We start from the raw sequence: 24716 nt of genomic DNA on the forward strand, positions 1-24716 counted from the left end.
TGACCGCAGCCGAACTGTTATAAACCGTCACCCCGAGCGGGGTGACGGCCGGTGCGGCAGGGCGCGGGGCCGGGCCCGCAGGGGTCAGCTTCCGGCGGCGCGGTCGCGGAGGACGCGGCGCTGCTGCTCCAGCGCCACCAGCTCCCCGAACAGCTTGTTGTACTCCTGCGGCTCCTCCACCGGATTGAGCCGCTGCATCCGCGACTTCACCTGCGCGATGGCCCGGTCGACCGCGATGGCCTCGATGGCCGCCAGCATGGCCCCGGCATAACGCTCCTCCGCGTGCGCGTCGGCCTGGATCGCCTCCACCGCGAAGCGGGTCACCAGCCCCCTGGCGCCCTCCTCGTGGGCGTGCTCCAGCAGCAGGTCCACCCACTCCCGGCCACCGGGCCCTGCCGCCGCCACACCTCCGGCGGCGGCGACGACGCTGTGCAGGGTCACGTGGTCGGGGGCGGTGAAGGCCTGCGGGTCGAGCGCGTCGAAGCGGGGCCCGAGCAGCGCCGGCCGCTGCACGGCCAGCTTGAGCAGCTCGCCCTCCACCCGCACGCTCGGATCCACGGGGGCCGCCCTGGGCGCCCGCTGTGGCCGGCCGGTCTGCGTGGCGGAGATCTCGGAGATGCGCTGCATGACGAAGCGCTCGTCCATGAACCCCAGCCACCGGTCCAGGTCGATGGCGTAACGCTTGCGCAGCCCCACGTCCTTGATCCCGGCCACGATCGGCGCGGCCGCGTCGAGGGCGGCGATCTTGCCTTCGTTGCTGCGCAGGTCGTAGCGGGAGATCGTGCTCCTGATCGCGAACTGGAACAGCGGCTCCCTGCTCGCGATCAGATCCCGCACGGCCGCGTCGCCCTGCTTGACGCGCAGGTCGCACGGGTCGAGCCCCTCGCCCTGCACCGCGACGTAGGTCTGCGTGACGAACTTCTGCTCGTCGGCGAACGCCCGCAGCGCCGCCTTCTGGCCCGCCGCGTCGCCGTCGAAGGTGAAGATCACCTCGCCCCGGAACTCCGCCTGGTCGAGCAGGAACCTGCGCAGGATCTTGATGTGCTCCTCGCCGAAGGAGGTGCCGCAGGTGGCCACCGCCGTCGGCACCCCGGCCAGATAGCAGGCCATCACATCGGTGTATCCCTCGACGATCACGGCTTGAGAGCGCTTGGAGATCTCCCGTTTCGCGAGATCAATGCCATAAAGCACCTGGCTCTTCTTGTAAAGCGGAGAGTCAGGCGTATTCAGGTATTTTGGTCCGTCATCGGAATCAAGCAACTTCCGCGCGCCGAAACCGATCACATCGCCGGTCGCGTCCCTGATGGGCCACATCAGCCGGCCGCGGAAGCGGTCGATCGGCCCGCGCCGGCCCTCCTTGGCCAGGCCGCCCTTGACCAGCTCATCGGCGGTGAACCCGCGCCCCAGGAGATGGCGGGCCAGGACCTCCCACTCGTTGGGCGCGTAGCCGACCCCGAAGGTCTCGGCGTCGGCCCGCTCGAACCCCCGCTCCGACAGGAACCGCCGTCCGGGCGCCGCCTCGGGCGCGAGCAGCCTGTCGGCGTAGAACTCGGCCGCCGCCCGGTGCGCCTCCACCAGCCGGGCCCGCTCGCCGTGGTCGCGCTTGGGGACGTAGCCGCCGCCCTGCTCGTACTGGAGCTGGATGCCGGCCCGCTGCGCCAGCCGCTCGACCGACTCGCCGAAGGAGAGGTGCTCGATCTTCTCGACGAACGTGATCACGTCGCCGCCCTCTGAGCAGCCGAAACAGTAGAACATGCCGCGCTCGGGCGTGACGTTGAACGACGGGCTCTTCTCGTCGTGGAACGGGCACAGCCCCTTGAGGTTGCCGCCTCCGGCGTTGCGCAACTGAATGTGCTCGCCGATCACGTCGGCGATGGGTGAGCGCTCGCGTACGAGTGCGATGTCGACGTCACGGATCCGGCCAGCCACGCCGGTGAGTCTATTCCGCCCCACTGACGCTTCCGGCCCTCGCGCCCGGGGAACGGGGGAAGGTCTGCGTCACCTGTGGGCTGCTGTCGCGGGAAACCGGCTCTACGAGGTCCCCCGGTCGGCTACAAAGGTAAAAGTTGTCGGTGGAAAACGGTGACACGGGTGGAGATCATGCGATCGGGGCATTTGGGACCATGGCTGGCCGTCGCGGCCGCGCTGCTGCTGACCGGCGCCTGCACACAGGCTCCCGGTCTGGCCGGAGTCAGCGCCCAGTCGCCCTCCACCATGCCGGTCACGGGCACGCCGTCGGTCACCGCGACGATTCCGGCGCCCGCCATGACGACCGGATCGACGGCCGGCCCGACGGCCGAGCACCAGGCCGCCGAGCAGCCGCCCGCGGGTGACGACCCGGTCAAGGTGCCGCCGCCGAAGATGTCGAAGCACACCTACACGTATCCCGTGAAGGGCTGCAAGTCGACCTTCCAGCGCAAGCTGCTCGTGCTGCCCAAGAGCACGATCTGGGCCGGGCAGGGCTGCGCGTTCGTGGCGCCCATCGGCGGCGTGGTGGACGAGGTGAGCGTCCAGAACAGGTGGTCACCGGCCACGGACGCGGGCGCCGACCGCGAGGGCCGGTTCGTCACGATCATCGGTGACGACGGCGTGCGCTACCTCGGCGGCCACCTCGACACGGTCGCCGACGGCGTCCGGCCGGGGGTGCGGGTCAAGGCGGGCCAGTTGCTCGGGCGGGTGGGCAGGACGGGCAACGCCCGCGACACCGGGACGAACCTGTACTTCGGGATCTCGTGGAAGACCGGGCCGTCCTTCTGGTGGGTGCGCAGGGGCATGGTCGAGCCGTGGGACTACCTCGACGCCTGGAAGTCGGGCAACCGCACGTACTCACCCCGCGAGGAGACGCTGGCGCTGCGCGGCAAGCTCGGCGAGACCCCGGCCTGCACGATCCAGTGCGCCGCCGCGGCGAGGAGGGCGACGCCGACGCCTCAGCCCAGCAAGACGCCGAAACCGCGCAGGACCAACGAGGACGGCGGCGGCGGCGTGGTCACGATCGACCCGACGATAGCTCCTTTTGGTCGACAATGACGCGTGACCTGATGAGCTGCTGGATGTCGTCGACGACGTCCCAGGTGTTGACGTTCATGCCGGCGATGACCCGGCCCCCGCGCAGCCAGTACGCGATGAACTCCAGGCTCTCCGGCTCGCCCCGGTAGACGATCTCGTCGTAGCCCTCGATGTCGCCGGAGAACTCCATGCCGAGCTCGTACTGGTCGGTGTAGAAGTACGGGAGCCGGTCGTAGACGACGTCCTGGCCGAGCATGGACCGCGCGGCGGCCGGGCCGCCGTGCAGGGCGTTGGCCCAGTGCTCGACGCGCAGACGCCGGCCGTACAGGGGATGGAAGGGCTCGGCCACGTCGCCCGCGGCGAACACGTCGGGGTGCGAGGTGCGCAGGGCCGCGTCCGTCAGGATGCCGGTCCCGACGTCGAGGCCGGCGTCGCGGGCGAGCCCCACCTCGGGCGCGGCGCCGATGCCGACCACGACGAGGCCGGCCGTGAGGCGCTCGCCCGAGCTGAGCCGCACGCCGGTCGGGGTGATCTCCGCGGCGGCGGTGCCGAAGCGCAGGTCCACGCCCTTGCTCGCGTGCAGGCGGGCGAACAGGTCGCCGAGCTCCTGGCCGAGCATCCGGTTCAGGGCGGTGGGCTCGGGCTCGACGACGGTGACCTCGCAGCCCGCCGCGCGGGCCGCCGCGGCGGTCTCCAGCCCGATCCAGGAGGCGCCGACGATCAGCACGCTGTCCCCGGCCGCGAAACGCTCCTTGAGCGCCTCGCTGTCCTGGACGGTCCGCAGGTAGTAGGCCGGCCCCGGCAGCCGCCTGGGGACGGCTCCCGTCGCCACGAGCAGCTTGTCGTACGGCTGCCGTGAGCCGTCCCCGAGCCTGACCAGGTGGTGCTCGAGCTCGATGCGGGTGACCCGCAGGCCGAGCCGGAGGTCCACGCCGTTGTCCGCGTACCATTCGGGCGCGTGGACGAAGATCTTCTCTCGTTCGCTCCTGCCCTGGAGATACTCCTTGGACAGAGGCGGTCTCTCGTAGGGCCGTTCGGTCTCCGCGCCGATCAGCACGATCTCGCCGGCGAAACCCTCTTCGCGCAACGTCTGCGCCGCCTTGGCTCCTGCCAGTCCCGCGCCGACGATCACATATGTGGCCATGGGCGCAGTATCCGCCCATGGGAGTCGCCGGGAAAGCGGCTTGTCTCAGGTGACCAGGGTCATTGGGCAAGCTTTGGTCACTGGGTGAGCCTTCTGTGCCAGGCCACCGCCGAGGTGTCGGTGAGCGAGGCGATCTGGTCGATGACCACCCGGACGCGGGCCGCGTCGCCGGCGGCGGCCAGGAACGCCGGTCTGAAGGCGGGCTCCAGCGTGCCGGGCGCGCCGAGCGTGATGAGGGAGGCCAGCTCGGTGATGAGGTCGCGCTGCCTGGCCTGGTTGGCGTTGTGGTCCTTGGTCGTCATCACGTAGTGGGCGGTGACGCCCTTGAGCAGGGCGCACTCCAGCCGGGTGGCGTGCGGGACGACGAGGTCGGCGCGGTGGCGGGAGCCGTACACCTCCTTGGTGGCGGTCTGCGCGGAGCGGCAGAAGCGGCCGATGAGCCCGCTCGTCAGGGCCTTGAGCCCGGCCAGGTCGGCGAGCGTGGCCTCGAAGCGGCGCGGCCAGAGCGGGTCGGCGATCAGCTTGCCGAAGATCTCCTCCAGCTCGTTGAGGTCGGCGCCGGGCGCGTACCAGGTGCGGGTGATCGCGCTCACCTGGCGGCGCTCGTCGCGTGACTGGAGGGCCTCCGGGGTGACGTGTCCCGAGTGGAGGGCGTCTTCGAGATCGTGTACGGAGTAGGCGACGTCGTCCGCCCAGTCCATGATCTGCGCCTCGAAGCTCACCCGGCCGGCGGGCGCGCCCTCCCTGATCCACCGGAACACGGGCAGGTCGTCGTCATAGACGCCGAACTTCGCTCCCTTGTCGCAGGTCCAGGGATATTTGATGGAGGCGTCCAGGGCGGCCCGCGTGAGGTTCAGCCCGGCGCTGCGGCCGTCCTCGGTGAGCACCTTGGCCTCCAGCCTGGTCAGCAGGCGCAGGCTCTGCGCGTTGCCCTCGAACCCGCCGCACGAGGCCGACAGCGCGTTGAGCGCCACCTCCCCGTTGTGGCCGAACGGCGGATGCCCCAGGTCGTGGGCCAGGCAGGCGGTCTCCACCAGGTCGGGGTCGACGCCCAGCGTGGCGCCCATCTCCCTGCCCACCTGGCCGCATTCGAGTGAGTGCGTCAGCCGGGTGCGCGGGATGTGCTGGCCGCCGCCGAGGGTCTCGCCGGGGCCCACGACCTGTGTCTTGGCCGCCAGCCGGCGGAGGGCGGCGCTGTGCAGCACCCGGGCACGGTCGCGTTCGAACGCGGCTCGTTCCGGATTGCCGGGAAGTTCCGGAACCCAACGTGCTTGGTCATGCTCGTCGTAGTACGACATCGGTTCGGTGATTTTATCCGCTTTCTCGACTCCGCTAGTGTCATCCCTCGCGAGAACCCATTCCCCTGGGAGCCCTCCTCCATGACGACAGCGTTCCGAGCAGTCCTGGCCTTCTGCCTGCTCGCCGGCTTCTACGTACTGGTCGGCCTGATTCTGGTGGCCGCCGTGTTCTTCGACGTCCTGCTCCTGGTCGACTTCCACGTCAACGCCCTCAAGTTCGCGATCGTGCTCACGCTGGCCGCCGGCGCGCTCGTCCGCGCGCTGTTCATGGTCAGCCGCCGCGGCGGCGGCGACCAGCCCGGCGTGCCCGTGGGGCGCGAGCACGAGCCCGTGCTCTGGCGGACGGTCGAGGACCTCGCCCAGCGCGTCCGCACCGCGCCGCCGGATGAGATCCGCCTGGTCGCGGAGGTGAACGCGGCCGTCTCCGAGGACACCCGCTGGCTCGGGATGAAGGCGACGCGGCGGCGGATGTTCATCGGGCTGCCGCTGCTGCAGACGCTCACCGTGGACGAACTGCGCGCGGTGCTCGGGCACGAGCTCGGCCACTACAGCGGCGCCCACACGCGCCTGGGCGCGCCGGTCTACCGCGGGCGGGTGTCGCTGATAGCGACCGTGCGCGGGCTGCAGAACCATCCGTTCATCCAGCGGTTGTTCACCTGGTACACCAAGCTCTACCTGCGGATCTCCCAGGCCGTCTCGCGCAAGCAGGAGCTGGAGGCCGACATGCTCGCCGTCACGATCGGCGGCCGGCAGGCCATGGCGGACGCCCTCCGCAAGATCCACTCCACCGCGCTCGGCTGGGATCTGTACGACAGCAACTACCTGTCCCTGACGGGCGTCGGCGGGACCAGGCCGGCGTCGGTGTTCGCGGGTTTCCACGCGCTGATGGGCGACCCCGAGCGGCAGGCCGAGATCGCCAAGCTGAGCGAGGAGCCGGAGGAGGTGTCCCCGTACGACTCCCATCCGAGCCTGGCCGAGCGCCTGGCCGCCATCGAGCACCTGCCCGAGCCCGAACAGGTGCCCGACCCCCGCTCCGCGCTGACGCTGCTGCGGGACGCGAACGTGGCGGTGCACGCCGTGGAGCAGTCCATGTGGTCGCCGGAGGCGCTGACCGGGCTGCGGCCGGTGTCGTGGGACGAGCTGATCTCGCACGGCATGTACGCCGGTCGCAACGCCGACGCCGTGCGCGACCTCGCGGCGGCGGGGCAGGAGGTCATGGGGGCGACTGCGCCGTACCTGGACGCGGCCTTCGAGGCGATCGCGCGCGGCCGGCAGGCGGAGCTGGAGGCCAAGCTCCTCGCGCACGGCTGGAAGGCGTCGGGGACGCTGCTCGCCGGGGTGCTCGGGCAGGCGCTGGAGGCGGTGCTGATCGAGCTCGGCGAGGCCCGGTGGACGTTGTCGTGGGCGGGGCCGGCGCGGCTGCTGTACGACGACGGGGAGGAAGTGGCGTTGTCGGAGTACGCGGCCCAGGTGGCGGGCGATCCGGCGGCGGTGGCGGGGCTGCGGCAGTGGCTGGGCGCCCATGGCATGCGCCACGACTACGTCCCGGTCCAGGAGCCCGCCGAGCACCAGGCGGCGGTGGGCTGAGCGGGTCAGGGGCGGCTCGGCCTCCCCTGACGCCGTTGGCGACGCTGATCCGGCCGGTCACAGCGGTGACCGCGATGATGCGGATCCGCCATTCAGAGCGCCTGCAAGACCCAGTGCAGCGGCTTGATCTTACTCACCGGTGCTGCCATGCCTTGGAACTTGAAATCCACTTGCTATGTCTGGAATGCCGAGGCGCTCGGCCATCGCCAGCACGATTCCATCGACGTAGCCCAACAGACCCGACACGAGCCGGTCGGCGAGGTCCGCAGCTCTTGCTCCTCGGCCATGATCTCTCGATATCGCGCGGAAAATTCATGCTCACCGGTATCGACGAGCCCCACCCAGGTGGTTCGGCAAGTTGGCCCAGCAGCGGCGGCGGCCTTGCATTCCAGGGGACTCCTTAATTATCGAGGAGATCCGAGCTCACGACAGGCGCATATGGCCGTCCGTGCCTCGCAAGGCTTGACTTAATTTCCATGGACTCCATTATTAGTCATGCTCGACGTCATCCCCCGACGCCTAGGAGCCGCAGCGCCATGTCGACACTCGTCCGCAGCCTCACCCTCCTGTTCTTCCTGTGCGCGTCCACCCTCGTCGCACCGCCCGCGTTCGCCGCCATCACCGGCCAGTCGGCGACGAACACCGCCACCACCGTCACCTACCAGTTCACCTACACCGGCGCCCCCGCCTACGCGCGCGTCTACATCGACACCGACCGCGACACCGCGACAGGCTTCGCCCAGGGCGGGGCAGGCGCGGACTACCTGCTGGAGAACGCCGGCCTGTACCGCCACAACGGCGGCGGCTGGAGCTGGACCCAGGTCGGCGCCGTCACCTACACCTCCACCGGCGGCGTCGCGAAGTGGACGGTGGCGCGGGCGGACATCGGCGAGACCGCCACGCCGAACGACGCCGACCTCATCTTCCAGGCCGAGTCCCCGCTGGAGACCTCAGCCAAGTACACACACGTTTACAGCGGCGGCGGCGGAGGCGGATCTGTCACGTACGCCCAGACGACCGCCGACTTCGCCAACCCGGAACGCGGCCTCTACCACCACACCGGAGACTGCGACAAGAACGACTTCGCCCTCACCACCCTCCAGAGCTACCGCACCGGCCAGAACATCTCCCTGGTGATGTGCGTCTTCTACCTCGCCGAGTTCAAGACCACCGCGATCAGCCAGGCGGCCCTGGACCAGCTCCAGCAGCAGCTCGACACGGTACGCGCGGCGGGCCTGAAGACGATCCTGCGCTTCGCCTACACCACCGCCACCGACGGCGCCGACGCCACCAAGGCCCGGGTGCTGGCCCACCTCGACCAGCTCGCCCCCTACCTGAACGCCAACCGGGACGTCATCTACCTCATGCAGGCCGGCTTCATCGGCGCGTGGGGCGAGTGGTATTACACGCAGAACTTCGGCAACGCGGGCACCGTGAGCGCGGCCGACTGGGCCAACCGCAAGGCCGTGGTCGACAAGCTCCTCAGCGTCCTGCCCTCGACGCGGATGGTGCAGCTCCGCACACCCAAGATCAAGCGCACGATGTACGCCACCAGCGCGCTCCCGCCCGCCCAGGCCCACAACGGCACGGCCCTGGCGCGGCTTGGGCACCACAACGACTGCTTCCTGGCCGGCCCCGACGACTACGGCACGTACGAGAACGCCGCCGTCGAGTATCCGTACCTGCAGGCCGAGACCGCCTCCGTCGCGATGGGCGGCGAAACCTGCAATCCCAACCCGCCGCGCACCGACTGCCCCACCGCCAAGGACGAGTTGTCCCGCTTCCACTGGTCCTACCTGAACACCGACTACCACACCGGCGTGCTCGGCGGCTGGAACACCGGCGGCTGCCTGGCGGAGATCACCCGCAGCCTCGGTCACCGGTTCGCGCTGCAGAGCGGGACGTACCCGAGCACGGCCACCCGGGGCGGCGCCCTGCCGGTCACCATCACGGTCAGGAACGACGGATACGCCGCCGCCGTCAATCCCCGCAACGTCGAACTGGTCCTGCGCAACACCGCCACCTCGGCCCTCTACCGCTTCCCGCTCACCACCGACCCGCGCAAGTGGGCGGCCGGGGCCACCACGACGATCACCCAGACCGTCACCCTGCCCGCGTCCATCCCCGCCGGAAGCTACGCACTGCTGCTCAACCTGCCGGACCCGCTGCTCTCAGCCCGTCCGGAGTATGCGGTGCGGCTGGCCAACCAGAGCACCTGGGAGGCGGCGACCGGCCTGAACAACCTCCTCCGCACCGTGACCGTCACCTGACCGCCCTTTCCGCCCGCCGCGTGCGCTCCCGCGGCGGGCGGAACTCCCGGCCGCCCGTCGCGCGAGCGGCTGCTGAACGCTCCCGAGCGAATCGTCGACTGAGAGCCGGTCACGTTAAACGGCCAGCAGCCCCCGCAGGTCGGCCACGGCCGGGCGGCCCTGCTGGTCGGGCGGCACCGCGCGCAGCACCATCCTGGCGGTCTCCACGACATGGTTGGTGCGATACGCGCGGGGCAGCGCGGTGAGCACCTCGGCCGCGCTCCGCGCCCCCTGCTCCACACCTCCGGCCTCCACCGTGCAGCGCGCTCGGTGGAACAGCACGTTGACCCGCACCTGATACGACTGCTCGGGCGCGAGCCGCAACACCTGCTCCCGGGCCTCGTCGGCGGCTTGCTCATTGCCCGCGCTGCTGTGAACCCAGCTCTGGGAGAACGGAATCGCGTCCTCCTTCCAGAAGCCCAGGCCATCGCCTCGCAGACCACGCTCGACCAGGTCCACCAGCCGCCGCAACGTCTCGGCCGCCTCCTGGTGGCGGCCCAGCATGGCCAGCGCCTCGGCTTCGGCCGTCATCATGCGCGGCCACGGCCGCTTGCTGATCCGGCGAGCCTCTCCGATGAGCCGGAGCACGATCTCCGGGGAGCGTTGCCCATAGAGCCCGTGACCGGCTTCTTCCGCGCGGACCAGCAACTGCAGATCCACGTCCCGCGCGGCGTCGGCCATCCGGCGGGAGGTGGCCCACCAGCGGATCGCCGCTCCGTGATCGCGGAGCCGCGTCAGTGCGTTGGCCTGGATGTTCGACAGGACGGCCGCCGCTCGGTAGAGCTCCGTCCGGCGGTCGGCGGGGGTCGCCGCGATGTGTTCGCCGAGGGCCTGCAGATCGGCTGTGAGATGGCTGACGACTTGCGCCGGCGGTCGCGTCCGGAGCGCATGCAGATGATCCTCGCGAGCGATGTCCCATTCGTCCGCGCTGCGGTGCACGGGAACCGCCAGATCCAGCATGCGCCGGACCGATTCTTCATAGCCGAGCGCTCCGACGCTGGCGGCGAGTTGTAGCAGCCGTCGGCGATTCGTGGCGTCCTCCTCGTCATCGCCATGCACAACTGCTTTCAGGTTACGTACGGAATCCGCTTCGGCGACAGGGCGGCGGCATTGTGGATGTTCCCCGGCGGAATCATATGCCGCAATAAGCTCGCCCTTTCCACCGAGCACCTCATCCAAAGCCGTCGCGACGGATCGAGATGGCCTTCTGCGACCGTGCTCTAGATCATGAATGTGACCCTTGCTGATGTTGGCCAGCCGCGCGATCGCGCTCAGGGAACGCCGGCCACGCAGGCGTTGGAGCATCTCACCGAATGCCTCGCCATCCCCCATGCGCCTCCGCCTCACTGGCTCGCATTCTGCTGCGAACGTCTGCGGACGTTCGCGGGCGACCGACCTCTAGAGCTTACTCTTCGCGTTGGGCACGCTACTGCCAGGCAGGGAGAAACCAGTCGTCGCTTACGGAGATATGTGCCGTGTCCCCATTTAAATGCCCCGACTTGTCCAATTGGATGGACGATGTTCGTCCTAAGGGCGAAATGCTCTATTCCTGGCAGGCCAATGAAAGCCGCGACCGGGGCGCCGGCGGCGTTGCCCGTTCCGGCAACCTGGCGGCGGCCGATCTCCTCAAAGCGCTCGCCGGGTTTTCTCCCGGCGCCAGTGGCTCGGTGGTACGGGTGGCGCTGGACAGACAGGCCCGCGAGCCCAGCTATCTGCATGGGCCGGTACTGCTCAGAGTGCGGCGTTGCGCGACCAACGGTGTGATCGTGGCCGGCGGTGGTGGCTGACATGGCTGCCGATGAGGGCAGCGTCGAGGCGGGATCCCGCAGGCCCACCCGGTAGTCGGGCCACGGGTGGGTGCAGGGCGGAGCTCTCTGGGAGGCGCTGCGCGGAGCGCCCCCCTATCGCGAGGTCAGCGGGTGTCGGAGTCGGAGTCGGTCAGGGCGGCTCGGCCGGCTTCGAGGCGGGCCACCGGGATGCGGAACGGCGAGCAGGACACGTAGTCCAGGCCGACCTCGTGGCAGAAGTGCACCGAGTCCGGGTCGCCGCCGTGCTCGCCGCAGATGCCGATGTGCAGGTCCGGGCGGGCCGCGCGGCCCTCCTCGACCGCGATCTGGACGAGGCGGCCCACGCCCTCCCTGTCCAGGGTCTCGAACGGGGAGACGCCGAAGATGCCCAGGTGCAGGTACTGGGAGAAGAAGGCGGCCTCCACGTCGTCCCTGGAGAAGCCCCAGGCCATCTGGGTGAGGTCGTTGGTGCCGAAGGAGAAGAACTGCGCCGCCTCCGCGATCTGGCCGGCCGTCAGAGCCGCGCGCGGAGTCTCGATCATGGTGCCGATCAGGGCTTCGACGCCCGCCTCCGCGAGGATCTTGACGGCCTCCTCGCGGACGGCCTCCAGCTCCTGGACGGTGGCGACGAGCGGGATCATGATCTCCGGCCGGGCGTCCGGCACCTCCTGGGCGGCCTGGGCGATGGCGCGGACCTGCATCGCGAAGAGGCCGGGGATGACCAGGCCGAGGCGGACGCCGCGCAGGCCGAGCATCGGGTTCTGCTCGTGCAGGCGCTTCACGGCCGGCAGGAGCCTGCGCTCCTTCTCGTTGGCCTGGCCGGTGGCGACCTTGACCGACAGCTCCACGATGTCGGGCAGGAACTCGTGCAGCGGCGGGTCGATGAGGCGGATGGTGACGGGGTCGCCGCCCATGGCCTGGAAGATGCCGGCGAAGTCGGACTTCTGGAGGGGCTCCAGCGCGTCCAGGGCCGCCTGGCGTTCCGTGTCGGCCGTGGCGAGGACCAGGTCCTCCACGAGCTGCCGGCGTTCTCCGAGGAACATGTGCTCGGTGCGGCACAGGCCGATGCCCTGCGCGCCGAAGCGGCGGGCGCGGGCGGCGTCGTCCGGCGTGTCGGCGTTGGCCCGCACGCCCAGCCGGCGGACCTCGTCCGCCCGGCGCATGATCCGGTCCACGGCCTTGACCAGGTCGTCGTCCGGCTCGGCGCCCTCGAAGTATTCGACCACGACGGAGTCCACGACCGGCACCTGTCCGAGGAAGATCTCCCCTGTGGTCCCGTCGATGGAGATGACGTCGCCTTCGGAGACGACCACGCCGCCGCGCGCGGTGAACGTGCGCTCGGCGATCGAGACGTCGAGCTCCTCGGCCCCGCAGACGCACGTCTTGCCCATGCCGCGCGCCACCACGGCCGCGTGCGAGGTCTTGCCGCCGCGGCTGGTCAGGATGCCCTTGGCGGCGATCATGCCGGCCAGGTCGTCGGGGTTGGTCTCGCGGCGGACGAGGATGACGTCCTCGCCCTGGTCCGCCAGCTCCACGGCGCGCTCGGAGGAGAAGACGGCCTTGCCGACGGCGGCGCCCGGGGAGGCGTTCATCCCCCTGGCGATCTTCTCCTTCTCGGCGGCGGCGTCGAAGCGCGGGAACATGAGGTGGGCGAGCTGGTCGCCGGTGACGCGGGTGACGGCCTCGTCGAGGCTGATCAGGCCCTGGTCCACGAGCTGGGTGGCGATGCGGAACGCGGCCCCGGCGGTGCGCTTGCCGACGCGTGTCTGGAGCATCCACAACTTGCCGCGCTCGATCGTGAACTCGATGTCGCACAGGTCCTTGTAGTGGTTCTCCAGGGCGCTCATGATCGTGAGGAGCTCGTCGTACGACGGCTTGTCGATGCGTTCGAGCTCTTCGAGCGGGATCGTGTTGCGGATGCCCGCCACCACGTCCTCGCCCTGGGCGTTCTGCAGGTAGTCGCCGTAGATGCCCTGCCGGCCGGTGCCGGGGTCGCGGGTGAAGGCGACGCCGGTGCCCGAGTCGTTGCCGACGTTGCCGAAGACCATGGCGACGATGTTGACGGCGGTGCCGAGGTCGGCGGGGATACGCTCCTGGCGGCGGTAGAGGATGGCGCGCGGGGCGTTCCAGGAGTCGAAGACGGCCATGACGGCCAGGCGCATCTGCTCGCGCGGGTTCGCGGGGAAGTCCTGGCCCGTCTGCTCGCGCACGATGCCCTTGAACGTCTCCACGAGGCCCTGCAGCTCATCGGCGGACAGGTCGGTGTCCTGGCGTCTGCCCTTGAGCGTGTCGAGCTCCTGCTCGAACAGGTCGCCGTCGATGCCGAGCACCGTCTTGCCGAACATCTGGATGAGCCTGCGGTAGGAGTCCCAGGCGAACCGGTCGTTGCCGCCGGCCTGTTTGGCCAGGCCGTGCACGGACTCGTCGTTGAGGCCGATGTTGAGGACGGTCTCCATCATGCCGGGCATGGAGAACTTCGCTCCGGACCGGACGCTGACCAGCAGCGGGTCGTCTGCCTGGCCGAGCCGCCGGCCCATCGTCGCCTCAAGCGCGTCCAGGTGCCCGGCGACCTCCCGCTCAAGGCCGTCCGGCTGGACGCCCGCCGCCAGGTAGCTTCGGCAGGCCTCGCTGGTGATCGTGAAACCGGGGGGAACGGGCAGCCCGAGGTTGGTCATCTCCGCGAGGTTCGCGCCTTTACCTCCGAGAAGATCCTTGAGATTCCTGTTGCCCTCGGTGAAGTCGTAAACATACTTGGCCACCACAGCTCCAATCCAACGCCTTGTCCCGGACTCTACCGGTGGAATTGATGACGAAACTTCACTCCCCTTCCAAGTCGGTATTTGCGCTGGTAGAAGGCACCTAACAGGTCTAATCCAATTAGACGCCAGAAGGGGGAAAAATTGGATTAGACCAATTGGTTTAAACCAATTCTTGAGAAAGGTGGGAGGTAGGTGCAGAATCAGGATCACACCCCCATCAGGAGGCGCCCATGGCCACTCCTACCAAGCCCAGGCGCGGCACCCGCTTCGTCGCCGGGTCCGCCAAAGCCGCCCGCGACTCGGCGCTCTACCTGGACGACCGGCTGCCGTTCGGGCGCTGGCTACGGCCGCAGCTCCGCAAGCTCTTCCCGAGCCACTGGTCGTTCCTGCTGGGCGAACTGGCCCTCTACTCGTTCGTGTTGCTGATCCTCACCGGCACGTTCCTGACGCTGTTCTTCAAGCCCAACCCCGACGTGGCCTTCGCCTCCGCCGCGGAGATCAGCACGCAGGTGCGCGGCGGGCTGCTGATGCGCCAGCTGCACCACTGGTCGGCGACGGTGTTCGTGCTGGCGATCGTGGCCCACCTGTGCCGGGTGTTCTTCACCGGGGCGTTCAGGAAGCCGCGCGAGCTGACCTGGATGCTCGGCGTGGTGCTGTTCGGGCTGGTGCTGTTCGAGTCGTTCCTGGGCGTCTCGCTGCCCGGCGACCAGCTCGCGATGACCGGGATGCGGCAGGCGGAGGGCCTGTTGTTGTCGATCCCGCTGATCGGCACCTACCTGTCGGCGTTCGTGTTCGACGGCGGGTTCCCCGGCCAGATCATCCAGCGCGCCTTCGTCACCCACGTGCTGCTGGTGCCCGGGATCCTGCTGGCGGTGGTGCCGCTGCACGCGCTGATCCTCACCTGGCGGCAGAAGCACACCGAGCGCCGGGCCACGGCCCAGGGCGAGGGCGTGGTGACCGGGGGTCCGTTCTTCCCCTACTTCGCGGTCAAGAACGCCGCGACGGCGCTGTTCACGATCGCCGCCATCGCGGCGCTGGCCACGTTCACGCGGGTCAACCCGGTGTGGGAGCACGGCGCGTACAGCGCGGGGAGCCCTCCGCCGTCGGCGCAGCCGTTCTGGTACTACGGGGTGCTGGACGGCGCCCAGCGGCTCGTGCCGCCGTGGGAGTTCGCCGTCGGCGGCTACGTGCTGCAGCCCGGCCTGTGGATTCCGCCGCTCGTCCTCACCGTCTTCTTCGGCGTGCTGCTGCTCTATCCGTTCCTGGAGCGGCGCTTCACCGGCGACGGCCGCCATCACCAGCTTCTGGACCGGCCGTCGCAGGCGCCGGTGCGCACGGCGCTCGGCGCCGCGGTCATCACGTTCTTCACGGTGTTGTGGGCCGGGACGTGGGTCTCGGAGATCCCGCCGGTGATGCGCTCCGCGTCCGGGTTCCCGTCGCCGCCGCCCGCTCCGGGGGCGCTGGTGACGGTGCCGCACGACACGTACACGTTGGTCGTGGCGGGGCTGCGGGTGGCGGTGTTCGTGCTGCCGGTGCTGGCCTTCCTCCTCACCCGGGCGCTCTGCCGCCGCCGCGCCGCCACCTGAGGGGGACGACCGGCTGTACGCCGCCGTGGAAGAAAAAGGGCCGCCCGCCGTGAAACGGCGAGCGGCCCGGAGAGCCCCGCAAGAACTAGTCGTTCAGGTGCTGGCGGAGGTAGGCGTCGACGCCGTCGATGGAGATGCGCTCCTGGCGCATCGAGTCGCGCTCGCGGATCGTCACCGCCTGGTCCTCCAGGGTGTCGAAGTCGACCGTGATGCAGAACGGCGTGCCGATCTCGTCCTGGCGGCGGTAGCGGCGGCCGATCGCGCCCGCGTCGTCGAACTCGACATTCCACCTGCGGCGGAGCTGCGCGGCCAGGTCGCGGGCCTTCGGCGACAGGTCGGCGTTGCGCGAGAGCGGCAACACCGCGGCCTTGACCGGCGCGAGCCGGTGGTCGAGCCGCATGACCGTGCGCTTCTCCATGACGCCCTTGGCGTTGGGCGCCTCGTCCTCGCTGTAGGCGTCCATCAGGAACGTCAGCGTGGCCCGGTCGACACCGGCGGCAGGCTCGATGACGAAGGGCACGTAACGCTCGCCCGTGTCCTGCTCGAAGAAGCTGAGGTCGGTGCCCGACGCCTTGGAGTGGGCCGTCAGGTCGAAGTCGGTGCGGTTGGCGATGCCCTCCAGCTCACCCCACTCCGAGCCGGTGAAGCCGAAGCGGTATTCGACGTCGACCGTGCGCTTGGCGTAGTGGGACAGCTTGTCCTTGGGGTGCTCGAAGAGCCGCAGGTTGTCCTTGTTGATGCCCAGGTCGGAATACCAGCGGTAGCGCTCGTCGATCCAGTATTGGTGCCACTCCTCGTCGGTGCCGGGCTTGACGAAGAACTCCATCTCCATCTGCTCGAACTCGCGGGTGCGGAAGATGAAGTTGCCCGGCGTGATCTCGTTGCGGAACGACTTGCCGATCTGGCCGATGCCGAACGGGATCTTCTTGCGCGCCGACTGCTGCACGTTGAGGTAGTTGATGAAGATGCCCTGCGCGGTCTCGGGCCGCAGGTAGGCCAGGCCCGACTCGTCCTCGACCGGGCCGAGGAAGGTCTTGAGCAGGCCGCTGAACTGCTTGGGCTCGGTGAAGGTGCCCTTGTTGCCGCAGTTGGGGCAGGTGATGTCGGCCAGGCCGTGCTCCGGCGTCTTGCCGTTCTTCTCCTCGTAGGCCTCGACGAGGTGGTCGGCCCGGAAGCGCTTGTGGCAGGACATGCACTCGGTCAGCGGGTCGGTGAAGGTCTCGACGTGGCCGCTGGCCCGCCAGACCTCGGGCGCCAGGATGACGGAGGAGTCGAGGCCCACCACGTCGTCGCGCGCCTGGACCATCGACATCCACCACTGCCGCTTGACGTTGTTCTTCAGCTCGACACCCAGTGGACCGTAGTCCCACGACGCGCGCAGTCCGCCGTAGATCTCGCTCGACGGGTAGACGAGCCCGCGGCGTTTGGCGAGGCTGACGATGGTGTCCATGACGTCGGTGCGTCGTGCCATTTTGGTTGATTCTCTTTCCGGCTGGAGGTCGGCGAGTGAAATTGATGAGATCCCAGCTTAGAGGACGGCCGCCCGCGCTCGCGCGGGAGTATGACTCACACGCCTCCCGGCGTGTAGACGTCTTCGTACGCGCTGGGTTCGTTGACCATGAGGATCATCAGGGGATACATCGCGATCCGGGCGGCGGAGAGCGCTCTGCGGTAGAAGCCGGCGCCCTCCCACTCCGTGATCAGGGCCCACAGGTTGGGCTCGTCGACCGAGCGCGCCAGCCTGCCGCGCTGGAAGCCCTGCTGGGCGGCCAGGGTGTCGAGGATGGTGTGACCCTGTTTGATGAAGTCTTGGGACTGGGACTCTGGAACGGTGTATCTGATCACGGCGAGCACGCGACCAGCCTAAAGGCGCTGGGGGCCGCCTGACGCGCCAACTTCCGCATGCCGGGGGCGACTTCCGCGCGGCGGAGTCCCGTAGGCTCTCGGCGTGGCCCCCAACGACAAGCGCCGGCCGCTCCCCCAGGGGGAGCAGTTCTTCACCCCGGGCGCGACCGGCCTGCGCAAGGCCGTCGAGCGGCGCAGCGCGCTGCCGATGACGTTCCTGTTCACGCAGGCGCCCCGGTGGGCGGCCCCCGCCGTGCTGGTGATCCTGCTGCTGGTCGCGTTCGCCGTGGCCAATCCGCTGGGCGGGCTGGCGGCGCTGGTCGTGCTGGCGTTCGTGGGCTGGCTGGCCTATCTGTCGTGGCCGTCGCTGGGGATCGGCGGCAGGCTGCTGCGGGTCGTCATGCTGCTCTTCCTCCTCCTGCTCGCGGCGACCCGCTTCGGGGCGTTCTAGACCGGCCTTCAGGCGTCTGGATCGGGCTTCGGGTCCTCTAGGGCAGCATCGTGTAGTGGGGGAAGTTGCCCGGGAGGCGTTCGGCGTCCTGGCCCGTGGTGACGGCCCGCACGAGGAGCTCGCCGCCGACGAACGCGCCGCGCCAGGACGCCCCGAGCCCGCCGAAGAGCTCGTCGCGGTCGCCGCGCGAACGCGGCCTGTTGTGGCCCACCTTGAACGCCCGCACCTCCGGCGCCAGCCGCCGGAACGTCTCCTCCTCGTCGCAGGAGAGCGTGGCCACCAGGGCGCCGTTACTGGCGTTCATGGCGGCCAGCAGCTCCGCCTCGGTGTCGACGAGCACGATCGTGTCCACCGGACCGAAGGGCTCGGCGTGGAAGAGGGGTGAGGAGCGGGGCGGGTCGAGGAGCGCGGTCGGCGCCAGGTATGCCGAAATATCCTGCCCCGGCAGGAAATGTCCGGCGTCGAGCGCCGCCCGGTGCACCGGCACGCCGCCCCGCGACACCGCCTCGTCCACCTGGTCGGCCAGCTCCTTGGCCTTCGAGGCGTTGATCAGCGGGCCGAAGTCCAGCTCGGGCAGCGGATCGTCCGGCTCGGCGACCGCCAGCGGATGGCCGAACCGCAGGGACCCGACCGCCGCCACGTAGGCCGCCAGGAACTCGTGGAACAACGAGCGCTGCACCACGAAGCGCGGATAGGCGGTGCACCGCTGCTTGGCGTAGTCGAAGGAGCCCCTGATCTGCCGGCCGAGCAGGTCCCAGTCGCCGTACTCCCACACGCCCCAGCAGTTGAGCCCCTCCTGCTCCAGCACGTGCCGCCGCCCGAGGTCGGCCAGCGAGGTCGCGACCTTCGCCCCCGCGTCCCGGCCGCCCACGAACGACACGCAGCCCAGCGACCGCCCCGCGACGAGGACCGGCGACAACTCCGCCCCTCCCCCGCTGACCAGGGTGAACGGCAGCCCCTCGCGCACGGCCAGCGCGCAGGCGAGGGTGAGGCAGCACAACCCGCCGTCGGTGGGCGTCTTGGCGATCACCGCGTTGCCGGCCAGCGCCTGCACGAGCATGGCGTGCATGAGCACGCTCATCGGATAGTTCCAGCTCGCGATGTTGCTGACGGGTCCGGGCAGCGGCGCGCGCCCGGCGAGCATGCGGTCGATCTCGCCGACGTACCAGCGGGCGCCGTCCAGGCAGCGGTCCACGTCGGCGCAGGCCGTCTTCCACGGCTTGCCGATCTCCCAGACCAGCAGCAGGGCGAGCAGGTCGCGGTGGGCGGCCATGGATTCCACGGCCGCCGACACCATGGCCTTGCGCTCGGCGAGCGGCACGTGCCGCCAGCGCCGGTGCTCCTCGGCGGCGCCCGCGACCGCCCGTCCCGCGCCCGCCCGGTCGAGCCTGGGCAGGCCGGCGATGGCGGTGCCGTCCAGGGGCGAGAAAGCGGGCACGGGACGCCCGTCGCGGTGCCAGACGCCGCCCCAGTGGTTCAGCACCCGGTCGTCGTGGAACGCCTCCGGCGCCGCCGTCCGGCAACCGCCGTAGGCGTCCGGCCAGGACGTGCCCGGCTTGAGCTGCATGCGTCCTCCTCAGTCGGACCAGTCGGCGGTGATGAGCTCGGGCAGCGGCTCGAACTCCTTGACCGACTCCAGCGAGGGCCCCATGGCGGCGTTGGCCTCGCGCTCCACCATCACCTCCACCAGCACCGGCAGCCGCTCACGCGCCGCCTCGGCGGACGCCCAGGCCAGCGCGTCCCTGATGTCGCCGGGCAGCTCCACCCGCCGGGCCGGGCAGCCGAACGCCTCCATGGCCTTGACATGATCGATGCCGCCCTCCCCGTAGTGCAGGTCCACGGCGTAGTTCATCTCGTACGGAAGCTCGGCCTGCCTGATGAGACCCAGGTACTCGTTGTTGATCATGACGATCACGAACGGGATCCGGTACTGGGCGGCCACCGCGACCTCCTCCATGAGGAACTGGAAGGAGTAGTCGCCGACCACGGCCACGACCTGGCGTTCCGGATGGGCGCACTTGACGCCCATGGCGGCGGGCACCTCCCAGCCCAGCGGCCCGGCCTGCCCGCAGACCAGGTAGCGGCGCGGCAGGTACGTCGTCTGGAACTGCCCCGACCAGATCTGGTAGAGCCCGATCGCGGTGACGAACGTGGTGTCCCTGCCGAAGAACTCGTTGATCTCCTTGAACACCCGGGGCGGCTTGATCGGCACGTCGTCGAAGTCGTCGCGGCGGACCATCGTGCGGCGCAGGTCGGCCACCTCGCGCACCCACCGGCCCGGTGCCCGCGCCGGGCCACGGCCGCGCGCCTCGTCCAGCAGCCCGGCCAGCACCGGCCGGGCATGGCCGACGATGCCCAGATCGGGCTCGAAGACCCGGCCGATCTGCATCGGCTCGATGTCCGCGTGCACGAAGGTCCGGCCCCGGCGATAGACGTCGAGGTCGCCGGTGTGCCGGTCGCCGAAGCGGGCGCCGACGGCCAGGACGAGGTCGCTCGCCAGGAACGCGGCGTTGCCCCAGCGGGTCTGGGTCTGGATCCCCGCCATGCCGGCGAACAGCGGATGGTCCTCGGGGAAGGCGCCCTTGCCCATGAGCGTCACCTGCACGGGCACCTGGAGGTGCTCGGCCAGCTCCAGCAGCTCCTCGTGCGCGTCGGCGACGATCACGCCGCCGCCGGCCAGGATGATCGGCCGCCTGGCCGCCTCGATCAGGTCCACGGCCTTGCGCACGGCATTGGGCAGCGGGCGCGGCACCTCGACGGCCAGCGGCCCGTCGAGGTCGCGGTCGTACAGGCAGGTCCCGCGCTGGACGTCGATCGGCAGATCGATGAGCACCGGCCCCGGGCGGCCGGAGCGGGCGATCCTGAACGCCTCGCGGAAGACCCACGGCGCCTGGGCCGGCTCCCTGAGCTGCACCGCCCACTTGGTCACGGGCCGGGCGATCTCCACGATGTCCACCGCCTGGAACGCCTCCTGGTGCAGCTTGGAGGTGGCCGCCTGGCCGGTGACGCAGATCATCGGGATGGAGTCGGCGAGTGCGGTGTAGAGGCCGGTGATCATGTTCGTGCCGGCGGGGCCGGAGGTGCCGACGCAGACGCCGACGTTCCCGGTGACCCTGGACCAGCCGTCGGCCGCGTGGGTGCCGCCCTCCTCGTGGCGGACGGTGACGTGCCTGATCGAGCTGTGCTGGAGGGCGGCGTAGAGCGGCAGGATGGCCGCTCCCGGAATGCCGAAGACGGTGTCCACCCCCTCCGACTCCAGCACCGCGACCACGGCCTCCATGCAGGGGACCCGCTTCATCCGTTGAGCCTTTCGATCACCTTGAGCAGGGCGGAGTGGTCGAGCGAGCCGTGGCCCTGCGCGCGGGCGGCGGCGACGAGCTGGGCGACCTGCCCGGTGAGCGGCAGGCTGACCCCTGCCTCGCGGGCGGCGGCGACGGCGATGCCCATGTCCTTGTGGTGCAGGTCGATGCGGAATCCGGGGGCGAACTCCCGTCTGACCATGGTGTGCCGCTTGAGCTCCAGGATCCGGGAGCCGGCCAGGCCTCCCGCGAGCACGTCGAGCCCGGCCACCGGGTCCACGCCCGAGGCCTCCAGCAACACGATCGCCTCGGAGACGAGCCCGTAGATGCCGCCGACGACGAGCTGGTTGGCCGCCTTGACGGTCTGTCCCGCGCCGGCCGGGCCGACGTGCACGACGGTCGCGCCGAGCGTGCCGAGGATCGGCGCGACCGCCTCGACGTCCTCGGCCGCTCCGCCCACCATGATCGACAGGGTGCCGTCGACGGCGCCACGCTCGCCGCCGCTGACCGGGGCGTCCAGCGCCCGTACGCGGGCCGCCGCCGCCTGCCGGGCGACCCGGCGGGAGGTCTCCGGCTTGACGGTGCTCATGTCGACGTAGTGCAGACCCGGCTTGCCGTACTCGATGACCAGCGGCGCGACCTCCTCCACCTGCGGGGAGTCCGGCAGCATCGTGATCACCACGTCCGCGCCGGCGACCGCGTCCACGATGCCGGTGGCGCCCTTGCCGCCGAGTCCGGCGAGCTGGTCGACGCGCTCGGCGCTCACGTCATACCCGGTCACGACATATCCGGCTTTGAGGAGGTTGGCCGCCATCGGGCTGCCCATGATCCCCAAGCCGATAAACCCGATGTTCATGCCTGCCTCCAGTCGAACGCGCCCGGCCCCTCGTGCCGGTACTCCAGGCCGACGTATCCCCGGTAGCCCGCGGCCGCCAGCCGGGGGAAGATCTCCGCGAGGTACGGCATGCGCCCGCTCCCCGGCCGCCCCCTGCCGGGGTCGTCGGCGATCTGCACGTGAGCGAACCGCGCGCTGTGCCCGTCGATGAGCGCGAGCACGTCCTCGCCCATCCGGTGCAGGTGGTAGAGATCGGCCAGGAAGGCCACGTTCTCCCGGTCCACCTCGTCGATCAGGTCGAACGCCGCCCGTGACGACGTGATCGGATAGTGCGGGCTCTCGTGGGAGTTGAGTGCCTCGACCACCACGGTCGCGCCGATGCCGGCCGCCGCGTCGGCCGCCCGGCGCAGGTTCGCCACGGCCAGGTCCCGGTCGGTGCCCGGCCCGTTGCCGTACAGCGCGTTGAGCACCCCGCAGCCGAGCTCGCCCGCCAGCCGGACCGCGGGCTCGATGTTCGCCTGGAAGCGGGCCGAGCCGTCGGGCCTGGCCAGCAGGCCGCGCTCGCCCGCCGCCAGGTCGCCGGCGTCGAGGTTCAGCCCGACCAGGCGCACCCCGGCGTCCTCGATGGCCTGCCGCAGCGCCGCCAGGTCGGCGCCGGAGGGGTCGGGGACCGCGAACGGCCACCACAACTCGACCGCGTCGAACCCGGCCTTGGCCGCCGCGGCCGGGCGCTCCAGCAGCGGCAGGTCCGTGAACAAAATGGAGAGGTTGACGTCGAACCTCACGACACGGCCCTGCTCAGGGCCGAGCGCATGAGGCGGGCGGTCTCCGACGGGGTGCGGCCGACCCGGACCCCGGCCGCCTCCAGCGCCTCCTTCTTGGCCTGCGCGGTGCCGGACGAGCCGGACACGATCGCGCCCGCGTGGCCCATCGTCCTCCCCTCCGGCGCGGTGAAGCCCGCGACGTAGGCCACGACCGGCTTGGTGACGTGCTCGGCGACGTAGGCGGCGGCCCGCTCCTCGGCGTCGCCGCCGATCTCGCCGATCAGCACGATCGCGTCCGTGTCCGGGTCGTCCTGGAACGCCTGGAGGCAGTCGATGTGGGTGGTCCCGACGACGGGGTCGCCGCCGATGCCGACGGCGGTGGAGAAGCCGAGGTCGCGCAGTTCGTACATGAGCTGGTAGGTCAGCGTCCCGGACTTCGAGACCAGCCCGATGCGGCCGGCGGCGGTGATGTCGGCGGGGATGATGCCGGCCGACGACTGTCCCGGGCTGATCAGGCCGGGGCAGTTGGGGCCGATGACCCTGGTCCGGCCGTTCGCGAGGGCGCGGAAGCGGATGGCGTCGTGGACGGGGACGCCCTCGGTGATGACCACGCAGAGCGGCACGCCCGCCGCGACGGCCTCCTCCACGGCGCCGCCGGTGAAGCGCGGCGGCACGAAGACCACCGACACGTCCGCCCCGGTCGCCTCCATCGCCTCGGCCACGGAGCCGAACACCGGCACCGGGCGCTCGCCGAAGTCCGCCGAGCGCCCGCCCTTGCCCGGGGTCACCCCGGCCACCACGTCGGTGCCGGCGGCGAGCATGCGGGCGGTGTGCCTGGTGCCCTCCGCACCCGTCATGCCCTGCACGAGCACCCGGCTGTCCCTGGTCAGAAAGATCGCCATCTACGCACCTGCCGCGAGTCTGGCCGCCGTCTCGGCGGCGCCGTCCATGGTGGAGACCTGGCGGACCGCCGGGTGCCGGGCGTCGCTCAGGATGCGCCGGCCCACCTCGGCGTTGTTGCCGTCCAGCCGTACGACGATGGGCCTGGCGTGGCCGCGCTCGCCGAGGAGTTCGAGCGCGGTGACGATGCCGGTGGCCACCGCGTCGCAGGCCGTGATGCCGCCGAAGACGTTGACCAGCACCGAGCGCACGTCGGGGTCGTCCAGGATGATCTCCAGCCCGTCGGCCATGACCTGGGCGGACGCGCCGCCGCCGATGTCCAGGAAGTTGGCCGGGGCCGCGCCCGCGCCGGCGACCACGTCCAGCGTGCTCATGACCAGCCCCGCGCCGTTGCCGATGACGCCGACCCGGCCGTCCAGCTTGACGTAGTTGAGGCCCTTGGCCCTGGCCCGGCCCTCCAGGCCGGCCGCGGGTTCGCCGTAGTCCCACGTGTGCCGGACGGCGGCGTTGTCGTCGAGGGTGACCTTGCCGTCGAGCGCCACGATCCGCTGGTCGGTGGTGCAGATCAGCGGGTTCACCTCGACGAGCAGCGCGTCCTCGGCGACCAGCAGCCGCCACAGGCCCTCCAGCACCTCCGCCGCCTGAACGGGCAGGCCCGCCTTGGCCGCGAGCAACCGGGCGACGTCCGCGTCCACGCCCGTAAGGGGGTCGATCGGCAGCCGCACCAGGGCGTCGGGGTCGGTGGCCGCCAGCTCCTCGATCTCCATGCCGCCCTGGCTCGACACCATCGCCAGGAAGCCGCCCTCGGCCCGGTCGACCAGGAACGCCGCGTAGTACTCCTCGAAGGGCACGGTCGCGGCCTCGACCAGCACGCCGCGGACGCGGTGCCCCTTGATGTCCATGCCGAGCACGCGTCCGGCCTCCGCCTCGGCGCCGGCCGGCCCCGCCGCCGGCCTGATCCCGCCCGCCTTGCCCCGGCCGCCGGTCTTCACCTGCGCCTTGATGACGACGGGCGTGCCCAGCTCCGCCGCTGTCGCGCGGGCCTCGGCCGGGGTGGCGGCGACCCGGCCGGCCGGCACCGGGATCCCGTGACGCCTGAAGAGCTCCTTCGCCTGATACTCGTACAGGTCCATTCGAGCCTCCTTT

19 protein-coding genes are annotated in these 24716 nt (G+C 70.5%); 6 read left to right on the top strand and 13 right to left on the bottom strand.

Annotated features, from left to right (window positions below):
- Positions 1–84: 84 nt before the first annotated feature.
- Entirely contained in the window at positions 85–1929 is a 1845-nt protein-coding gene (gene dnaG, locus ACWD0F_RS30705; protein WP_449881396.1) for a DNA primase, read from the bottom strand.
- Positions 1930–2100: 171 nt separating this feature from the next.
- Here dnaG and ACWD0F_RS30710 point away from each other — a divergent pair, with 171 nt between their 5' ends.
- The gene (locus tag ACWD0F_RS30710) at positions 2101–3027 is read left to right on the top strand and encodes a M23 family metallopeptidase (RefSeq protein ID WP_449881477.1); all 927 of its coding nucleotides are present in this window, start codon (positions 2101–2103) and stop codon (positions 3025–3027) included.
- Here the strand turns inward: ACWD0F_RS30710 and ACWD0F_RS30715 are convergent.
- Together ACWD0F_RS30715 and ACWD0F_RS30720 are read right to left on the bottom strand one after the other, a co-directional pair.
- Positions 2987–4150, bottom strand: a complete 1164-nt coding sequence (locus ACWD0F_RS30715) for an NAD(P)/FAD-dependent oxidoreductase (RefSeq protein WP_449881398.1) — start codon at positions 4148–4150, stop codon at positions 2987–2989. The two genes, ACWD0F_RS30710 and ACWD0F_RS30715, sit on opposite strands and share 41 nt — an antisense overlap.
- Before the next feature lie 77 nt (positions 4151–4227).
- A complete protein-coding gene (locus ACWD0F_RS30720; protein ID WP_449881400.1) occupies positions 4228–5448 on the bottom strand; it encodes a deoxyguanosinetriphosphate triphosphohydrolase in 1221 nt (406 codons plus the stop codon).
- A gap of 81 nt (positions 5449–5529) precedes the next feature.
- Between ACWD0F_RS30720 and ACWD0F_RS30725 the strand changes: the two genes are divergently transcribed.
- Together ACWD0F_RS30725 and ACWD0F_RS30730 are read left to right on the top strand one after the other, a co-directional pair.
- Positions 5530–7035 (top strand): M48 family metallopeptidase, encoded by a 1506-nt coding sequence (locus ACWD0F_RS30725; RefSeq protein ID WP_449881402.1) that lies wholly within the window; start codon positions 5530–5532, stop codon positions 7033–7035.
- 536 nt (positions 7036–7571) lie between these two features.
- Positions 7572–9305, top strand: a complete 1734-nt coding sequence (locus tag ACWD0F_RS30730) for a DUF4832 domain-containing protein (RefSeq protein ID WP_449881404.1) — start codon at positions 7572–7574, stop codon at positions 9303–9305.
- A 114-nt stretch (positions 9306–9419) separates the two neighbouring features.
- On the opposite strand, the gene ACWD0F_RS30735 is transcribed toward ACWD0F_RS30730, so the two are convergent.
- Positions 9420–10676, bottom strand: a complete 1257-nt coding sequence (locus tag ACWD0F_RS30735) for a helix-turn-helix domain-containing protein (protein ID WP_449881406.1) — start codon at positions 10674–10676, stop codon at positions 9420–9422.
- Positions 10677–10855: 179 nt separating this feature from the next.
- On the opposite strand from ACWD0F_RS30735, the gene ACWD0F_RS30740 reads away from it, so the two are divergent.
- Positions 10856–11131, top strand: a complete 276-nt coding sequence (locus tag ACWD0F_RS30740) for a hypothetical protein (RefSeq protein ID WP_449881408.1) — start codon at positions 10856–10858, stop codon at positions 11129–11131.
- Positions 11132–11256: 125 nt separating this feature from the next.
- On the opposite strand, the gene ppdK is transcribed toward ACWD0F_RS30740, so the two are convergent.
- On the bottom strand, positions 11257–13890 hold the full coding sequence (gene ppdK / locus ACWD0F_RS30745) for a pyruvate, phosphate dikinase (RefSeq protein WP_449881410.1): 2634 nt from the start codon (positions 13888–13890) through the stop codon (positions 11257–11259).
- 230 nt (positions 13891–14120) lie between these two features.
- Here ppdK and ACWD0F_RS30750 point away from each other — a divergent pair, with 230 nt between their 5' ends.
- On the top strand, positions 14121–15476 hold the full coding sequence (locus ACWD0F_RS30750) for a cytochrome b (RefSeq protein WP_449881412.1): 1356 nt from the start codon (positions 14121–14123) through the stop codon (positions 15474–15476).
- Between the two features lie 85 nt (positions 15477–15561).
- On the opposite strand, the gene ACWD0F_RS30755 is transcribed toward ACWD0F_RS30750, so the two are convergent.
- Both ACWD0F_RS30755 and ACWD0F_RS30760 read right to left on the bottom strand, forming a co-directional pair.
- Positions 15562–16947, bottom strand: a complete 1386-nt coding sequence (locus ACWD0F_RS30755) for a glycine--tRNA ligase (protein WP_449881414.1) — start codon at positions 16945–16947, stop codon at positions 15562–15564.
- A 95-nt stretch (positions 16948–17042) separates the two neighbouring features.
- Positions 17043–17330, bottom strand: coding sequence for an antibiotic biosynthesis monooxygenase family protein (locus ACWD0F_RS30760; RefSeq protein ID WP_449881416.1), 288 nt, complete (start codon positions 17328–17330; stop codon positions 17043–17045).
- A 94-nt stretch (positions 17331–17424) separates the two neighbouring features.
- Here ACWD0F_RS30760 and ACWD0F_RS30765 point away from each other — a divergent pair, with 94 nt between their 5' ends.
- Positions 17425–17772: a DUF6703 family protein gene (locus ACWD0F_RS30765; RefSeq protein ID WP_449881418.1), complete on the top strand. Its 348-nt coding sequence runs from the start codon at positions 17425–17427 to the stop codon at positions 17770–17772.
- 37 nt (positions 17773–17809) lie between these two features.
- Here the strand turns inward: ACWD0F_RS30765 and ACWD0F_RS30770 are convergent, their stop codons facing one another.
- From ACWD0F_RS30770 to sucC, 6 genes are read right to left on the bottom strand one after another with little or no spacing between them, the layout of a single operon-like run.
- The gene (locus ACWD0F_RS30770; protein WP_449881420.1) at positions 17810–19339 is read right to left on the bottom strand and encodes an aldehyde dehydrogenase family protein; all 1530 of its coding nucleotides are present in this window, start codon (positions 19337–19339) and stop codon (positions 17810–17812) included.
- Between the two features lie 9 nt (positions 19340–19348).
- A complete protein-coding gene (gene gcl / locus ACWD0F_RS30775; protein WP_449881422.1) occupies positions 19349–21070 on the bottom strand; it encodes a glyoxylate carboligase in 1722 nt (573 codons plus the stop codon).
- The gene (locus tag ACWD0F_RS30780; protein ID WP_449881424.1) at positions 21067–21927 is read right to left on the bottom strand and encodes an NAD(P)-dependent oxidoreductase; all 861 of its coding nucleotides are present in this window, start codon (positions 21925–21927) and stop codon (positions 21067–21069) included. The genes gcl and ACWD0F_RS30780 overlap by 4 nt, the downstream gene beginning before the upstream one ends.
- A complete protein-coding gene (locus tag ACWD0F_RS30785) occupies positions 21924–22691 on the bottom strand; it encodes a hydroxypyruvate isomerase family protein (RefSeq protein WP_449881426.1) in 768 nt (255 codons plus the stop codon). The genes ACWD0F_RS30780 and ACWD0F_RS30785 overlap by 4 nt, the downstream gene beginning before the upstream one ends.
- The gene (gene sucD, locus ACWD0F_RS30790; protein ID WP_449881427.1) at positions 22688–23572 is read right to left on the bottom strand and encodes a succinate--CoA ligase subunit alpha; all 885 of its coding nucleotides are present in this window, start codon (positions 23570–23572) and stop codon (positions 22688–22690) included. The genes ACWD0F_RS30785 and sucD overlap by 4 nt, the downstream gene beginning before the upstream one ends.
- Complete coding sequence (sucC, locus tag ACWD0F_RS30795) at positions 23573–24703, bottom strand: ADP-forming succinate--CoA ligase subunit beta (protein ID WP_449881428.1); 1131 nt, start codon at positions 24701–24703, stop codon at positions 23573–23575. It abuts the gene before it with no gap.
- Between the last annotated feature and the right edge of the window lie 13 nt (positions 24704–24716).

The organism is Nonomuraea sp. NPDC002799 (genome assembly GCF_053592075.1).

What these genes read in the sequence shown, in the direction of transcription:
- sucD (WP_449881427.1), bottom strand. Translation starts at nt 23,572, where the DNA reads ATGGCGATCTTTCTGACCAGGGACAGCCGGGTGCTCGTGCAGGGCATG.
- ACWD0F_RS30740 (WP_449881408.1), top strand. Translation starts at nt 10,856, where the DNA reads ATGGACGATGTTCGTCCTAAGGGCGAAATGCTCTATTCCTGGCAGGCC.
- sucC (WP_449881428.1), bottom strand. Translation starts at nt 24,703, where the DNA reads ATGGACCTGTACGAGTATCAGGCGAAGGAGCTCTTCAGGCGTCACGGG.
- ACWD0F_RS30750 (WP_449881412.1), top strand. Translation starts at nt 14,121, where the DNA reads ATGGCCACTCCTACCAAGCCCAGGCGCGGCACCCGCTTCGTCGCCGGG.
- ACWD0F_RS30780 (WP_449881424.1), bottom strand. Translation starts at nt 21,927, where the DNA reads ATGAACATCGGGTTTATCGGCTTGGGGATCATGGGCAGCCCGATGGCG.
- ACWD0F_RS30720 (WP_449881400.1), bottom strand. Translation starts at nt 5,448, where the DNA reads ATGTCGTACTACGACGAGCATGACCAAGCACGTTGGGTTCCGGAACTT.
- ACWD0F_RS30755 (WP_449881414.1), bottom strand. Translation starts at nt 16,947, where the DNA reads ATGGCACGACGCACCGACGTCATGGACACCATCGTCAGCCTCGCCAAA.
- ACWD0F_RS30725 (WP_449881402.1), top strand. Translation starts at nt 5,530, where the DNA reads ATGACGACAGCGTTCCGAGCAGTCCTGGCCTTCTGCCTGCTCGCCGGC.
- ACWD0F_RS30735 (WP_449881406.1), bottom strand. Translation starts at nt 10,676, where the DNA reads ATGGGGGATGGCGAGGCATTCGGTGAGATGCTCCAACGCCTGCGTGGC.
- ACWD0F_RS30710 (WP_449881477.1), top strand. Translation starts at nt 2,101, where the DNA reads ATGCGATCGGGGCATTTGGGACCATGGCTGGCCGTCGCGGCCGCGCTG.
- ACWD0F_RS30715 (WP_449881398.1), bottom strand. Translation starts at nt 4,150, where the DNA reads ATGGCCACATATGTGATCGTCGGCGCGGGACTGGCAGGAGCCAAGGCG.
- ACWD0F_RS30770 (WP_449881420.1), bottom strand. Translation starts at nt 19,339, where the DNA reads ATGCAGCTCAAGCCGGGCACGTCCTGGCCGGACGCCTACGGCGGTTGC.
- ACWD0F_RS30730 (WP_449881404.1), top strand. Translation starts at nt 7,572, where the DNA reads ATGTCGACACTCGTCCGCAGCCTCACCCTCCTGTTCTTCCTGTGCGCG.
- gcl (WP_449881422.1), bottom strand. Translation starts at nt 21,070, where the DNA reads ATGAAGCGGGTCCCCTGCATGGAGGCCGTGGTCGCGGTGCTGGAGTCG.